The sequence below is a fragment of the Seonamhaeicola algicola genome, from assembly GCF_007997385.1.
Classification (GTDB): domain Bacteria; phylum Bacteroidota; class Bacteroidia; order Flavobacteriales; family Flavobacteriaceae; genus Seonamhaeicola; species Seonamhaeicola algicola.
In genome coordinates this window covers 287,432-303,382 of the sequence record NZ_VOSC01000005.1, presented here as the reverse complement: position 1 = coordinate 303,382, position 15,951 = coordinate 287,432, and the positions used below count along the sequence as shown (strand labels likewise).

The window sequence follows — 15,951 nt, the reverse complement described above, 5'->3', positions numbered from 1 at the left end:
TTAAATGTTTTTTGTTCTTAATCGTAATGCGTTACCTATTACCGAAACCGAACTAAAACTCATTGCTAAAGCTGCTATCATTGGCGAGAGTAGTATTCCGAAGAATGGAAACAACACACCTGCTGCAATAGGCACACCTAAAGTGTTGTAGATAAGTGCAAAAAATAGGTTTTGCTTAATGTTCTTCATTACAGCATTACTTAAATTTTTTGCTTTTACAATACCGTGTAAATCGCCTTTTACGAGTGTTATCATAGCACTTTCTATCGCTACGTCTGTTCCAGTTCCCATAGCAATACCGACATCACTTTTAGCCAATGCTGGTGCATCGTTAATACCATCACCTGCCATAGCAACTACTTTTCCGTTTTCTTGTAATTTTTCTACTTCTTTGAGTTTGTCCTCTGGTAACATACTGGCTTTAAAATCTGCAAGATTTAGTTCTGATGCTACTGCTTGTGCTGTATCGTGATTATCACCTGTAAGCATTATAACATCAATCCCTTTATCTTGAAGTGCTTTAATGGCTTTAGCACTTGTTTCTTTTATCTTATCGCCTATAACTACATATCCAACGACGGTTTCATCTATTGACAAATAAGAAACTGTTTTACCCTGTTTTTGGTAAGATTTAGCTTCGTCTTTCATTGTCGATGTAACATCTGCTTTAGCATATTCCATCATTTTAGGATTACCTAATGTTACTTTTTTATCTTTTATTGTCGCTTCAACACCTTTTCCTGTGACTGCACTAAAATCTTCGGACTTTAAAATTTCTGTGTTGTGTTCTTTGCCATATTTAACTGTCGCTTCTGCCAAAGGATGTTCGCTATTGGTATTTAATGAAACGATGTATTGTAACACTTCTTTTTCGCTTAAAGCAGCATTAAAAGCTCCAACGGTTTCAACTGTTGGTTTTCCTTCGGTAATTGTTCCTGTCTTGTCAACGATAAGCGTATTTACCTTATCCATTTTTTCAAGAGCTTCAGCATTTTTAATCAATACACCATTTTGAGCACCTTTACCCACACCAACCATTACAGACATTGGTGTTGCTAAACCTAAAGCACAAGGACAAGCAATGATTAGTACTGCAATTGCATTGACAAACGCATACACATAAACTGGTTCTGGTCCCCAAATAGACCATACAATAAATGTGATAATAGAAATAAGAACTACAACTGGCACAAAATAGCCTGAAACTTTATCTGCTAAATTTTGAATAGGTGCACGACTTCTACTGGCATCATTAACCATATGAATGATTTGTGATAATAAAGTGTCACTTCCTACCTTTTCTGCTTTCATTAAAAAGGATTGATTCCCATTAATGGTTCCGCTACTTACTTTATCTTCTTGAGATTTGTTTACAGGAATGGGTTCACCTGTAATCATAGATTCGTCAATGGTTGTTTCACCTTCGGTTATCATACCATCTACAGGAATTTTATCTCCTGGTTTTACTTTTAGAATATCATTAAGTTCTATCTCGTCAATACTGACTTCAACTTCTTCACCATCTACTATTTTTATGGCCTTATTAGGTGCTAATTTCAACAGTTCTTTTACTGCCGAATTGGTTTTACTATGGGCACGAGCTTCTAACAACTGACCTAAAAGCACTAACGTTAAAATCACAGTTGCTGCTTCAAAATAGACGTGAACTGCGCCTGATTCAGTTTTAAATTGTTCAGGAAATACATCTGGAAACAACATCCCAAATACACTAAATAACCAAGCCACACCTGCACCAATCCCAATAAGTGTAAACATATTGAGATTCCACGTTTTTATGCTTCTATAAGCACGCTCAAAGAACATCCACGTAGCGTAAAAGACAACTGGAATGGATAAAACAAACTGAATCCAGTTCCAATATTTCTGTTCCATTATATCGTACAACGGATTGTTATTGAGCATTTCGCTCATAGCCATTAAGAAAATGGGCAAGGTAAATGCTGTGGCAATCCAAAATTTCTTTAATAGCTTTTTATACGTTTTTTCTTCTGCTGAACTATCTGCTTCCATTGGGACTAAATCCATCCCACAAATAGGACACGAACCTGCTTCTTCTTTTACAATTTCTGGATGCATCGGACACGTCCATTGTTCCTTTGAAGTTGCTGATAGATTTTGTTCTTCCACCAAATCCATTCCGCAAACAGGACAATCGCCTGGTTTATCATAAGTTTTATCGCCTTCGCAATGCATAGGACAATAAAATGTGCCTGTGCCTTTCCCTTTTTGTTGCTTTTCCTTTTTACCTTTGGTATGATGATGATGATGTTCACCTTGATTATGGATAGTGTATCTATCACTATCTTTTTTTAAGGCTTCTTGAAATGTTTCTATAGGTATGTGTGATTCCATTTCTATGGTAGCTTCTGCCTTTTCTAAATCGACTGTTGCTTTTGAAACGCCTTCTACTTTAGAAAGTGTTTCCTCAACGTGACTGCGACAACCGTTGCAGGTCATTCCGTGTATGTGATATGTGTGTTTCATTGAATTTATTTTTTCTTTTCTTTAAAGAAAAATGAACTAATCCATTCTACTTATATCAGAATTTTAATTTAAACTATCTTTAATTTGTTTCATATAACCAATTATAAGTTCTTTTTCACCTGTCGATAAAAGGGCATTTTTGTGAATTAGCGTATAAGACCAAAGGGGCATTTCGCCATTTTCAATTTGATTGATGATGGATTTTAGTTTACTGTTTTTTCTTCTATTTGAATAATCATCCCATTCATTAAAATTTAATTCTGCCTTGCCTTCTTTGATATGGTCTTCAAGAAACCAGGCTACCGGTTGCACCTTATTGTACCAAGGATATATTGTATTGTTACTGTGGCAATCATAGCAAGAGACTTGTAATTTGTTCTTGATATCATTTGGGACATCATTTACCAACATAAAGTCGGTTTTTGGAACAACTTCACTTTGGTTGCGCGTTGTGGGGATAAATTGAATCCCCACAAACGCCACCAACAACACTATTGCTATGATTTTTAAAATCTTCATTTAGTTAATTTCCTTTTGGACTTTTCCACAGTTCAACATCTTGCTTCCATAATAGGGATTCTTAATATCCTTGCTCATACTTAACCAAGCTGAACCACCATCGTACATTGGACAAAATTGCTCATATAGTTTTACTTGTGTTCCTGTAATAGCTACCATATCAGTAATATCCTTACTTAAAACTTTAAAGTGCTCACGTTGATGTGCTATTGGACTTTCTGAAATATGTTCTGCGTGTTCCGTAGCATCTTCGATAATGTCCTTTAATTCTGATTGCTGGGCATCTGTAAATTTTGAAATGTCAAGCTTTCCTAATGACGTTGCGAGGGTTGCACCCAATTCTTTAGCTTTGGCATTATCATCTACCACTAAGGCATCCTTTAAATTGAAATAGTCATTTAATATTGTTTGAGAATTTGTATCTCCATTCATTGCCATTTTCTTTTTCTTACCATCGTGATGACCATCGCTATTGTCGTGATTCATTTCTGTATTATGACCTTCATCGTTGTTATGTTCTTTTTTTGCGTCTTTACAAGACATTGTTGTTAGGCTTATAAAAGCCATTACCATAATTGTTGTTACTAATTTTACTTTTTTCATTTTGACTTACTTTTAAGATTAATATTTGTTTATATAAAATTGTTATTTATTATTAAAATCGAACTAATAGTCCGCCACCCCAACCATATCGGTTATTATAATTCCCTTGAATTGAAAAATTTCGAGATAAGATGTATGATGCTCCAATTAACCATTGCGTTTCACCTTCATAAGATTTGTTGTTTTCTAACTCATTAACCCATCCAAAATCTGCTCTGTATTCGTATTCTCCTTCGAGAAAAATTCTAGGAAAAATCAATAGTTCTCTGTCTAAACGTATTCTTGGGCGCAGTTGATGGTCCATACTCACATCGACATTAAATCTGTAAGGCGTGAAATATTTAACTCCAACCAATCCCACAGTATTGAATGTATCATAAGAATCTGGTGTTGAAGTTTCAGTATTTACGCCTGCATATACGCGTACCCAATCATTGAGATATCTGTTATAATTTACTTCTATCTCGGCATTTTGGTTATAATCAAACTCGGCACGTAGTGCAAATTCGTTACGGATGCTGCTTGACATCAATAAAAGTTCATTAAAGTTTGAACCTCCACGAAGCATTCCCCACGAATAGTAATGGTCTGTCTCGTCAATTAGGTTTTGTACTGGATAAGGTTTCATCCTTTCATCTCGTGGTGTATCATAGCTAAATACTCTTGCCATACCACCCATCATATGATATAACACGTGACAATGAAAGAACCAATCACCATATTCTTCGTTATAAAATTCGATGACCACTTTTTGCATAGGTGGTACATTGACGGTATGTTTTAATGGGGAACGTTCGCCATTTTCATTGATGACCCTAAAGTAATGTCCGTGTAAGTGCATTGGATGATGCATCATTGTTAGGTTATTCAAAGTAATTCTAGTAACCTCTCCACCTTTAATTTTAATTTTGTCTGTTTCCGAAAGTGGTATGCCATTCAAACTCCAAACATAACGTTGCATATTACCTGTTAGATTAAGTAAAAGGTCGGTTACAGGTATGTCTGCCTTATAAGTCGTGTTTTCTTTTGCCTTTAAAAAATCATAATTGAAATAGGTTTTACGTGTGTCATAATTAAATGAAGTGGTGTCCTTTTGCATTGTAGACATCATATGATTCATTGGCGTCGCATCCTTTTTCATTTCCATATTCATATCATTATCCATCTTCATCTGTCCGTCTTTCATATCCATCTTCATCTTCATTCCATATGTCTGCATCAAAAACTCTGGTGTTTTTTTCTTGTGATTGCCCACCATTGCAGGTGCACCCATCTTCATATCCATTTTTGCCATTTGCTTCATCATAGCCACTTTATCTGGTCTGTCTATTACAGTAGCTGGATACAATTTTCCGCTACCCAAACGGATTGAGGTGTTGCCAGAACCATCTTGGGCTGTTGCGGTAATTTCTAATGTACCTTCTGGGATAGTTACTATAACATCATAGGTTTCGGCAATTGCAAAAAGAAATCGGTTTTTATATTCTGGTGTTACATCTACACCATCACTCGCAACTATCATCGGGTTACCACCACCAAAATCCACCCAATAATAAGATGAAGCAGATGCGTTGATAAAACGTAATCGTACTTTTTCACCTGTTTTAAACTCTGAATATTCTGCAAGTTTTTTACCATTAGCTAAAAACGCAGGATAATAGACGTCCGCAATGTCTGCACCTTCCATTCTATCGCGCCAAAATTTGAATTGTGCGCCTAATGCACCTTCTTTAATAACTCTGCTTAATGGTACTGCTGTCCCTTTTTTAACCTGATACCATTCGTTTCCCCGTTTAAGGTTTCGTAACACATTCATTGGCTTTTCGTTTGTCCAATCGGAAAGGACTACGACTAAATCCTTATCATAGTCCAAGGTCTTTTCTTTAGGATGAATGACTATTGAGCCATAAACTCCTTTTTGCTCTTGCAACATCGTGTGGGAATGATACCAATATGTGCCAGATTGGTTTATAGGTATTCTATATTGAAATGTAGTATTTGCTTTTATAGGTGGCGTAGTTAAATAAGGTACACCATCATAAAAATTAGGAAGTATTAAACCGTGCCAATGTACAGAGGTTTCTTCATCCATTTTATTGGTTACATTAATAATAGCGAGGTCACCTTCATTAAATTCTAATGTAGGACCTGGAATTCCACCATTAATGGTCATTCCGTTTGCGGTGACACCTCCAAGCGTCATTTCATTTTTTTCTATGGTAAGGTTATATTCTCTAATTGGGCGTCCTTCTTCTTTTCTGTCTTCACCATTTGTTCCAACTTGGGCGAATGCCATTGAAGTTAAGAATAAGAGAAGTATTGTGTTAAATGTTTTCATTGTTTACTTAATTAAATAATTAATGATTGTACTTTGCACATAGTAAGTCTTCACAGATTCTATCTGGTTCATTTGAAACTTTAATTGCAACTCTTGAATATCCAAAACATCATTAAAATCAATGGTTCCTGTTTCGTAACTTTTTATTAGAATGTCTTCTGCATCTTTAGCCTGTTTTAGGTTTTTGGCTTGGGTAGCATAACTTATTCTTGCAGAAATGCGTTCGTTAATCGCCTTGTCTAAAAGCGTTTCCAATGCATTTAAACGTTCCTGTTTTTGAGCAGTAATTTCCTGCTGTTGCAAATCATTTTGTTTGGTTTGGGATTTATATTTCTTATTGAAAATTGGGATAGATACCGAAACCATTGGCATTACAATATCCTTTCCGTTATCGCTGAAATCCATATTTGGTCTTTCAGCAACATTGATATAATCTAATCCAAAACCAATCATTGGACTGCTTTCTTTTTGATTCAATAATTCTGATTGCTCTATGGATTGATAGAGTTTATCAAATTTTAGTAATTCAGGATGCAATACTAATTTTTCAAAAGTAATATCAAAGTCTTCAGAAGGTATAATTAAGCTATCTACCATATTGACTGTAACATCATTTTCCCTATTCAATAGGTTGTTAAATTTGGTCTGTTCTGCTAAAAATTGTTGGTGCAATACGTCTTTTAATTGTTGCATTTCGTTCTGACGCATTTGTAATCGTAATACATCTACTGCAGATGCTTTACCAACCTCAACAGAAGTCAAAGCCATTGTTTCATAAGTTTCTAACAGATTGATATTCTCTGTTAATACCTTTTGTTTTGCTTTATTAGCATATAGTCTATAATAAGATTGTGAAACTGAAGACATTAATTTTCGCTTCGCAATTACAATATCTTCATACTTAACATCTGCTAACGAACTAACGTAATTTTCTCTTGCCGAAATATTACCAAACCACGGTAACATTTGTTTTGCAGACACCTTAAAGCGTTGAGCACCTGTTCGAGTTTCTGGTTCACTTACAAAATAACCAACTCCAAATTCGGTATTAGGAATGGTGTTGACCTCGTTTACCTTTTCGGAAGCTCTTTTGTATTGTAACTCAAACTTTTGAATTTCTGGATTGTTTGTTAAGGCTTCATCGATAAGTATTTCTAATTGTTGAGCGTTCGCAAAAAGACTCAAGAAACAAGAGCCAAGAGCCAAGACGATTTTTATTTGTATTGATTTATATTTCATTTTGATGTTCTTTTAAGTTGAACTTCTGCTTTCCAGCTATACAATACTGGTACAACAAACAAAGTGATTAAGGCTATAAGCATTCCACCAAAACTTGGTATTGCCATAGGTATCATAATATCACTACCTCTTCCTGTAGATGTTAATACTGGTAATAATGCCAATATGGTAGTAGCAGTTGTCATTAAACAAGGTCTAATACGTTTTTCTCCTGCTTCTACTACTGATGCTCTGATTTCTTTTTTATTTTCTGGTGTATTTCTATCAAATGTTTGTGTTAAATAAGTTGCCATTACAACTCCATCATCGGTTGCGATACCAAATAGTGCAATAAACCCAACCCAAACCGCTACACTTAAATTAATGGGGTGCATTTGAAATAAATCGCGCAGATTTTCACCAAAGACATTGAAGTTTAAGAACCAATCTTGACCATAGAGCCATATCATTACAAAACCACCAGCAAAAGCAACTGCAATACCTGTGAATACCATTAGTGATGTCCCTACTGAACGAAATTGGAAATACAGAATTAAGAAAATGATTGCCAACGCTAAAGGCACAACAACCGACAAGGTTTTTTCTGCTCTTAATTGGTTTTCATACGTTCCCGTAAATTGGTAGTTGATACCTTTTGGGACTACCAATTCGCCACTATCTATCTTTTCTTGAATTAAGGTTTGTGCATTTTCTACCACATTGACTTCTGCAAAACCATCCATTTTATCAAATAACACATAGCCAACTAAAAAAGTGTCTTCACTTTTAATTACTTGTGGACCTTGTTCATATTTTATAGTCGCTAATTCACTTAAAGGAATAGGGCTTCCTTTTTCAACAGGCACATAGATTTGTTTTAAATCGGTTGGATTTGCTCTTAATTCTCTTGGGTAACGAACTCTAACACCATAACGCTCACGACCTTCTACTGTCTGTGTTAATACCATACCACCAACAGCCACTTTCAAAACATTTTGAACTTCCTCAATGGTTACGCCATAACGAGCAATTTTCTCTCTATCAATATCAATTAACAAATAGGGTTTACCTACAATACGGTCTGCAAAAACAGCTTCATCTTTTACACCTTCAGCTTGTTTTAAAATATCTTCTAATCGCATTCCAAACGCTTCAATCTGCTTTAAATCTTGCCCTTTTATTTTAATACCCATTGGTGCTCGCATTCCTGTTTGCAACATTACCAATCGGGTTTCAATAGGTTGTAGCTTTGGTGCAGACGTTACGCCTGGTAATTTGGTCACTTTTACAATTTCGTTCCAAATATCATCTGGTGATTGTATTTCAGGTCTCCAATTTCGATAGAACTCGCCATTATTGTCTGGAATGAGTTGAGACCTTTCGACTGTGCTCAAGGTGACATTTTCTGTATTATTTGGATTTGCGATAAATCGACCATCTTTTAATTCAAACAAGCCATCATTATTCACTTTGTAGCGTTGACGTTCTCGGTTTTCATTCAGCATATATTCTGACTTATACTGAATAACATTTTCATACATTGATAGTGGTGCTGGGTCTAATGCAGATTCTGTACGACCTGCTTTTCCAACTACAGTTTCGATTTCAGGAATACTGGCAACTGCCATATCTAACTGCTGTAAAACACGCTTATTTTCTTCTACACCAGAATGTGGCATAGAAGTAGGCATCAATAAAAAAGAACCTTCATTTAACGATGGCATAAATTCTTTGCCTGTGTTTTTCATAATGAAAAAACCAGCAATGACAATTGCAGTTGGAATTGAAAGAAATAGTAATTTATTATCTAAACACCATCTTAAAATTCGAGTATAATACCTGATAAACAATGAGAAAACACCCAATAAGCCAAAGCAAATGACACCAACAAAGATGAGGTTCCAGAAGATACTTTTATCAACTCCTAAAGGTCTCCAATATTCCGCTAACAGAAATACTATTGCAGTTGTACATATTATGATATTAATTAAGTTGGATTGTTTTTCTGTTATTTTATTTTGAGTACTTAACAATGCTGTGATACCAAAAGCTATCAATATTAATCCTAACCAATAACCATAGATTATTGCTATTATCCCTAATACTATTAAAACGCCATTTAAAGCATATTTAAAATGCGTTTTTATGCTTTTCTTTCTGAATAAAAACGCTGCAAAAGGTGGAATTAAAAACAATGCTACAATTATTGAAGCTGTTAATGCAAAGGTTTTTGTGAATGCTAATGGTCTGAACAATTTACCTTCAGCGCCAATCATTGTAAATACAGGAATGAAACTTATAATTGTAGTCATTACTGCGGTTACGATTGCACCAGAAACTTCGGCTGTTGCGTTGTAAACTACTGTATTAATGGATTGTGTTCCATCATCTTCATCTAAATGCCGAATGATATTTTCTGATAGTATAACACCAACATCGACCATTGTTCCGATAGCAATTGCAATACCAGATAATGCGACAATATTAGCATCGACGCCAAAGAGTTTCATCGCAATAAATACCATTAAGACTGCAACTGGTAATAATCCTGAAATCAAGACAGAAGCTCGAAGATTAAACACCATAATGATTATAACCAAAATGGTAATCAATATTTCAAGAGTTAAGGCTTCATTGAGTGTACCTAAAGTTTCTTGTATCAATTCTGTTCTGTCATAAAAAGGCACTATGGTAACTTGTGATGTTCTTCCATCTGCCAAAACTTTTGAAGGTAATCCTGCACTTAATTCATTAATTTTTTCCTTTACGTTATTAATGACTTCCATTGGGTTTGCTCCATAACGAGCCACCACAACAGCACCAACAACTTCAGCACCTTCTTTATCCAATAAACCTCGTCTTGTTGCTGGACCTAATGAAACTTTTCCAATGTCTTTAATTTTTATTGAAGTGAAATTTTCAGAATCAACTACAGCATTTTCAATATCTGCAATGGATTTTACATACCCCAAACCACGAACTAAATATTCAGCTTGGTTAATTTCCAAGGTTTGTGCGCCAATATCCTTATTACTTTCTTTTACAGCTTTAACAATATGATGTAACCCAATGTTATATTGACGCATTAGTTCTGGGTTTACATCCACTTGGTACTCTTGAACATAACCACCAATTGATGCAACTTCAGAAACACCGCTTGCAGAGGACAAGGCATATTTAACATAGTAATCTTGAATACTACGTAATTCGTGTAAATCCCAACCACCTGTTACATTACCGTTCTCATCACGACCTTCAAGTGTGTACCAAAATATTTGTCCTAATCCTGTGGCATCTGGACCTAACGCTGGATTAACACCTTCGGGTAATAAACCACTTGGTAAGGAATTAAGTTTTTCGAGAATACGACTTCTGCTCCAGTAAAATTCTATATCCTCTTCAAAAATGATATAGATGCTTGAAAACCCAAACATAGAGGAACTACGAATGGTTTTCACTCCAGGAATACCCAATAATGATGTGGTTAATGGATAGGTTATTTGGTCTTCTATATCTTGTGGGGAACGACCATCCCACTTGGTAAATACGATTTGTTGATTTTCACCTATATCGGGAATAGCATCTACTGCTACAGGGTTACTTGGCAAAAATCCTGTATCCCAATTAAAAGGTGCATTAACAGTTCCCCATCCAATAAAAAGGACAAGTAGTAAAACTGCAACGAGTTTGTTTTCTATTAAAAATTTGATGCTTTTATTTAGCATATGATTGATTTTAAACAATTAGACAATAGTGTTGTAAAAACACCGAATACAGTAAATTATCCTTACGACATTGCAGTCATAGGATAAAAGAGTCTATTGTTTAAAAATCAAATTAAGTATGTCTCGTCAATCTTGTAGAGTTGCCTTATGACGAGTGGTGGTTTGTATTCTTCGTAGGTAGATACATTACTGTCTAAACCTTCAAAAAGGTTAATGTAAGTATAAACAAATGAAGCGATGAATACTTGTTGCTCAAACGTGATTTTGTCAACTTGCAATTGTAATTCGTCTTGACCTTCAATTGCTAATTGTTTATCATCACAACAATTTTTCTTGGTAATAGAACATTCTTCGGTTGAAGGCTTTTCCATTTCCATTCCGCAACCTTTGGCTTTTTGAAAGATAGCAGATTCTACTAAAGTATCTCCACAATAATGCATATTCACAGTAAATGACATTGTAGAGAATAACACTACAAAAGTCATTGCTAAAGACATTATTTTATGGAAAATCTGCTTCATATTGATTGCGAAGTTACGAAATTTTAACAACTATTGATTTTGTTTAACAGAAGTTTAATTGATTAATCTGCTTAATCCCATTTCATTTTCTGCAATCGAACTGCATTTAAAATTGCTAATAATGCTACTCCTACATCTGCAAAAACAGCTTCCCACATTGTGGCTAAACCACCTGCTCCTAATATCAAGACAATAACTTTAACTCCAAACGCTAAAATGATATTCTGCCAAACTACTTTGCGTGTAGAACGACTAATTTTAATGGCTCTCACTACTTTTGAAGGTTGGTCGGTTTGAATGATAACGTCTGCTGTTTCAATAGCTACATCACTACCCAAACCACCCATTGCAATTCCAACGTTACTTGCTGCTAAAACAGGCGCATCGTTTATACCATCCCCTATAAATGCTACTTTATTTTCAGGATTCTTTTTTAATATTTCAACTTCGTTTAACTTATCTTCTGGAAGTAAATCACCTTTTGCATTTTCGATGTTCAACTCTTTAGCGACTTGTTGAGTAATGGAATCTTTGTCACCGGAAAGCATCATAATATTTTTGATACCAACTTTTTGTAATTTGACAATTGTTTCTTTGGCATCTTCTTTTAATTCGTCTGCTATTACCACATAACCAGCAAACTTGTTATCTATTGCAACTAATACAATAGATTCTACAATATTTTCCGTTTCCGCTGGGACTTCTATATTATTAGCAATCATTAATGCTTTATTACCTACTAAAACTGTTTTACTATTTACAATTCCTTTTAATCCTTTACCTGCAATTTCAGAAACGTCTTGAGCTTCAAAATCTTCTCCTTCTGATTTATACTCTAAAATTGCTTTAGCAATTGGATGCGTGGATTGTTCTTCCATCGCCATTAAATATTGCATAAATTCGGTTTCTTTCCAATCAATTGCTTTTACTTCTTTGATTTTAAAAACACCTTTAGTTACGGTTCCTGTTTTGTCCATTACCAAAGTATTTATCTTGGTCATTGCATCTAAAAATGAAGCACCTTTAAATAATATTCCATTTTTTGAAGCTGCTCCCAATCCACCGAAATATCCTAATGGAATTGAAATCACTAACGCACAAGGACAAGATATTACCAAGAATATTAATGCTCTGTATAACCAATCTCTAAATATATAATCATCTACAAAAAAGTAAGGTATAAAAGTAACACCAATAGCCAAGAACACTACAATTGGTGTGTAGATACGAGCAAACTGTCTAATGAATAATTCTGTTTTAGACTTACGAGCTGTAGCATTTTGAACCAAGTCTAATATTCTCGCAATAGAACTATCTTCAAACTTGTTGGTTACCTCAACTTCAATAACACTTTCTAAATTGATACTACCTGCGTAAACCTTTGCTTCTTTCTGAATGGAATCTGGTTTGCTTTCGCCTGTTAATGCTGCGGTGTTTAGAGATGCTTTTTCGGATAATAAAACACCATCCAATGGAATTTTTTCACCTACTCGAATTTGAATTTTTTCTCCAATGTTTACATCTTTTGGCGAAACACTTTTATAATCTCCCTCACGAAATACATTGGCTTCTTTAGGTCTAACATCTAATAATGCTTTTATATTTCCTTTTGCACGATTTACAGCAGCACTTTGAAATAATTCGCCTACTGCATAAAATAGCATTACTGCAACACCTTCGGGATATTCACCAATAACAAATGCACCAATGGTTGCTATAGACATTAAAAAGAACTCTGTAAAAACATCACCTTTTTTAATACTATTCCAACCCTCTTTCACAACAGGAAGGCCTACAGGTAAATATGCAATACCATACCAAGCAATACGAATCCAATCCTTAAAGAAGGAAACATCAAAATAATCTAAACCTATACCAATGATAAGCATTGTAAAACTTATGATTGCAGGTACATAGGTTTTGAATGCACTACCATTACCGTGATTATGACCATCATCGTGAGAATGTTGTTCTTCTGAATTTGGTTTTAAATCTCTTAAATTGACTTTCTTTTTTTTCATTTAGTTTTGTTTTAGCAACAACTTTTGTTTTGTTGAATTGGTGGACAAGGAACTGTACCATAAGAACAATACACACAACAATCACCTTCGTTTGGTTTTAGAACCGTTTTACAATGCTCACACTCGTAAAAGAATTGACAAGCGTTAGTTGGCATATCTTCCACTTTTTTAAGACCGCAGTTAGGGCAAGTGATTTCCGATTTTAATATGGTTTGCATCAATTTTCTTTTTTATCAGTTACTTTATAACCTGTAGCATTAATTGCTTTCTCAATCTCCAATTCATTGGTTTTAGTTTCGTCAAACTCAATGATTGAGTTACCATTTTCGTATGATGTTTTTGAGTTTACAATTCCGTTAAGTTTATTTACTTCGTGGTTTACGTGAGCTTCACAACTGGCACAGGTCATACCACTTATTTTATACTCTGTTGTTTTGATATTTGAGTTATTAACTATTATGATTTGTTTTTCGGTTTTTGGATATAACATACTTGAGTAGTATGGGAAAGCCAACATCACAATTGCAAATGCTGTTACCACTCCTAAAAAGGTTTTTGAATGCATAAATTTTGGTTTTTCATCCGTTTCACATTCGCCGCAGTCTATTTCTTTTTCTGGCTTGAATTTTTGATACCAAGCAAAGAGAAGAACTACTATTGTTAGCCCAATTAAGTAAGGTCTAAATGGTTCTATCCAAGAAAAAGTTGAAGCTACACCGCTTGTTCCTGCTATTAAAGCCAAAACAGGTGTTATACAACATAATGAAGCTGTAATTGCTGTAAGCAAACTTGTTATCGCTAATTTACTTTTCATAATTACTTAATTCTTTGATTACAAAAATGCAATTAAAAAGCGTGCAATGGAAGTGCATTTATTATCCACTACACTTATCACATATACCTTTTACAACCAAGTTTACATTTTCTGAAACAAATCCGTTAGGCACTTTTATTTGTGGAATTTTATGGTCAGTTAAACAAGTTGTTTCTTTACAATTATTACAATGAAAATGTAAATGCAAATCGTTTTTAATATCACAATTACATCCCTCTTCGCATAACGCATATTTTGTTATCCCTGTGCCATCGTCTATTTGATGGACTATTCCTTTATCTTCAAATGTTTTAATAGTTCTGTATAAGGTAGTTCTATCTGCTTTTTCAAAAGCATTTTCAATGTCACTTAATGTTACTGCTATTTCTTTTTCTGCAAGAAACTTATAAATTAACATACGCATTGCTGTAACACGAATATTTTTTGACTCTAATAATTGTTCTATTGTCTGCATAATTAATGTTCGTGTTCTGCTTCTCCTTTTTTCATTTCTGCGTTAAGGTAATAAGCATTGTTATAGGCAAATTGTGTGTTACTTTCTATATCTTCAATAAATTGAACCGATACCCAATCACCATCTTTAGTACCTAACACAACTTCGATAGGTTTAAAGCTCCAATCGTCATTTTCTTTTTCTACTGAAAACACATAATATCTTTCGCCTTCTTTTATAATTGCACTTTCTGGTAAAGCTTTTGTTTGGGTATTATCTACTTGAATTTTACCTTGAATATACATACCAGGAATTAAATTACCTTTTTTGTTTTCTATTTCTGCGTGAACGTGAACTGCTTTCGGGCTGTCTTCAAACGTTTTACTCACGGAATAGATTTCTGCGGTAAGTTCTGTATCTGGTATAGATTGTACCGTAAAGTTTACTCTTTGACCCTTCTGTACTTTATGGACATCTTTTTCAAAGACCATAAAATCGGCGTGAACGTGATGCGTATTTACAATTTCAAATAATTCGGTTTGTGGCTCTACATATTGACCTGTTTTTACTTCAACTTTTTGCACAAAGCCTTCTATTGGACTTCGCAATGCTATGCGCTGTGCAATTGTGCCATTGCGAACTGATGTAGTGTTAACGTTGAGTATTCTTAATTGCGCTTCTAAACCATTAACCATTGCTTTTGATGCTTGATATTCTGCTTCTGCTTTCTGGAAATTAGCACCAGAACCAACACCAGCATCGTATAATTTTTGTTGACGTTCATAATTTTTCTTTGCAAGCTCGCTATTGCTATAAGCGTTTAAATAATCCGTTTGCGCTTGTATGATATTTGGGTGCGATAGATAAGCCACTACTTGACCTTTATTAACCTTATCACCTTCAATCACTTCAATTGAAACGACATTTGCACCAACAACAGTAGTAATAGCTGCTTCGTTTTGTGGTGGTACTTCTAACGTTCCGTTTGCTTCTACATAGCCGCTCATATTACGTAATGCCAACGTATCTATTTTCATTTTTAAAGCATCGAATTGCTGTTGTGATAGCATTACTTCTTCGCTTTCATTATGTTCTTCATTAACTTCTGTTTTTTCTTCCTCATCGTGGGAATGGCCATCATTCTCGTTATGATTTTCTTTATTTCCGCAAGCTGAAACAAAAATGGTTAACACCATTACGGTAAGAATTTTATATATTTTATTTTTCATTGTC

Annotated in this window: 12 protein-coding genes; all 12 read right to left on the bottom strand. The window is 34.6% G+C overall.

Annotated elements, in window-relative coordinates:
- The 12 genes from FUA26_RS01310 to FUA26_RS01255 all read right to left on the bottom strand — a co-directional run bounded on the left by FUA26_RS01310 (nt 1) and on the right by FUA26_RS01255 (nt 15,947).
- Nucleotides 1-2,505 (bottom strand): heavy metal translocating P-type ATPase, encoded by a 2,505-nt coding sequence (locus FUA26_RS01310; RefSeq protein WP_147130662.1) that lies wholly within the window; start codon nt 2,503-2,505, stop codon nt 1-3.
- Between the two features lie 63 nt (nt 2,506-2,568).
- Nucleotides 2,569-3,024 carry a heme-binding domain-containing protein gene (locus FUA26_RS01305; RefSeq protein ID WP_027879800.1) on the bottom strand — a complete coding sequence of 152 codons (456 nt, stop codon included), beginning with the start codon at nt 3,022-3,024 and terminating at the stop codon, nt 2,569-2,571.
- A complete protein-coding gene (locus FUA26_RS01300) occupies nt 3,025-3,627 on the bottom strand; it encodes a DUF3347 domain-containing protein (protein WP_106688415.1) in 603 nt (200 codons plus the stop codon).
- A gap of 52 nt (nt 3,628-3,679) precedes the next feature.
- Nucleotides 3,680-5,965, bottom strand: coding sequence for a multicopper oxidase domain-containing protein (locus FUA26_RS01295; RefSeq protein ID WP_106688414.1), 2,286 nt, complete (start codon nt 5,963-5,965; stop codon nt 3,680-3,682).
- Nucleotides 5,966-5,968: 3 nt separating this feature from the next.
- Nucleotides 5,969-7,204 carry a TolC family protein gene (locus tag FUA26_RS01290; protein ID WP_106688413.1) on the bottom strand — a complete coding sequence of 412 codons (1,236 nt, stop codon included), beginning with the start codon at nt 7,202-7,204 and terminating at the stop codon, nt 5,969-5,971.
- Nucleotides 7,201-10,908 (bottom strand): efflux RND transporter permease subunit, encoded by a 3,708-nt coding sequence (locus FUA26_RS01285; RefSeq protein WP_106688412.1) that lies wholly within the window; start codon nt 10,906-10,908, stop codon nt 7,201-7,203. Before FUA26_RS01285 ends, FUA26_RS01290 begins: the two co-directional genes overlap by 4 nt.
- 107 nt (nt 10,909-11,015) lie before the next feature.
- Nucleotides 11,016-11,429 carry an HYC_CC_PP family protein gene (locus FUA26_RS01280; protein WP_036122971.1) on the bottom strand — a complete coding sequence of 138 codons (414 nt, stop codon included), beginning with the start codon at nt 11,427-11,429 and terminating at the stop codon, nt 11,016-11,018.
- A gap of 71 nt (nt 11,430-11,500) precedes the next feature.
- Entirely contained in the window at nt 11,501-13,450 is a 1,950-nt protein-coding gene (locus FUA26_RS01275; protein ID WP_106688411.1) for a heavy metal translocating P-type ATPase, read from the bottom strand.
- A gap of 11 nt (nt 13,451-13,461) precedes the next feature.
- Nucleotides 13,462-13,668: a GDCCVxC domain-containing (seleno)protein gene (locus FUA26_RS15785; RefSeq protein ID WP_147130660.1), complete on the bottom strand. Its 207-nt coding sequence runs from the start codon at nt 13,666-13,668 to the stop codon at nt 13,462-13,464.
- Nucleotides 13,668-14,264, bottom strand: a complete 597-nt coding sequence (merTP, locus tag FUA26_RS01265) for a mercuric transport protein MerTP (RefSeq protein ID WP_027879793.1) — start codon at nt 14,262-14,264, stop codon at nt 13,668-13,670. Before merTP ends, FUA26_RS15785 begins: the two co-directional genes overlap by 1 nt.
- 61 nt (nt 14,265-14,325) lie before the next feature.
- Complete coding sequence (locus tag FUA26_RS01260; protein WP_147130658.1) at nt 14,326-14,739, bottom strand: Fur family transcriptional regulator; 414 nt, start codon at nt 14,737-14,739, stop codon at nt 14,326-14,328.
- A gap of 2 nt (nt 14,740-14,741) precedes the next feature.
- Nucleotides 14,742-15,947 (bottom strand): efflux RND transporter periplasmic adaptor subunit, encoded by a 1,206-nt coding sequence (locus FUA26_RS01255; RefSeq protein ID WP_147130656.1) that lies wholly within the window; start codon nt 15,945-15,947, stop codon nt 14,742-14,744.
- Nucleotides 15,948-15,951: the final 4 nt, after the last annotated feature.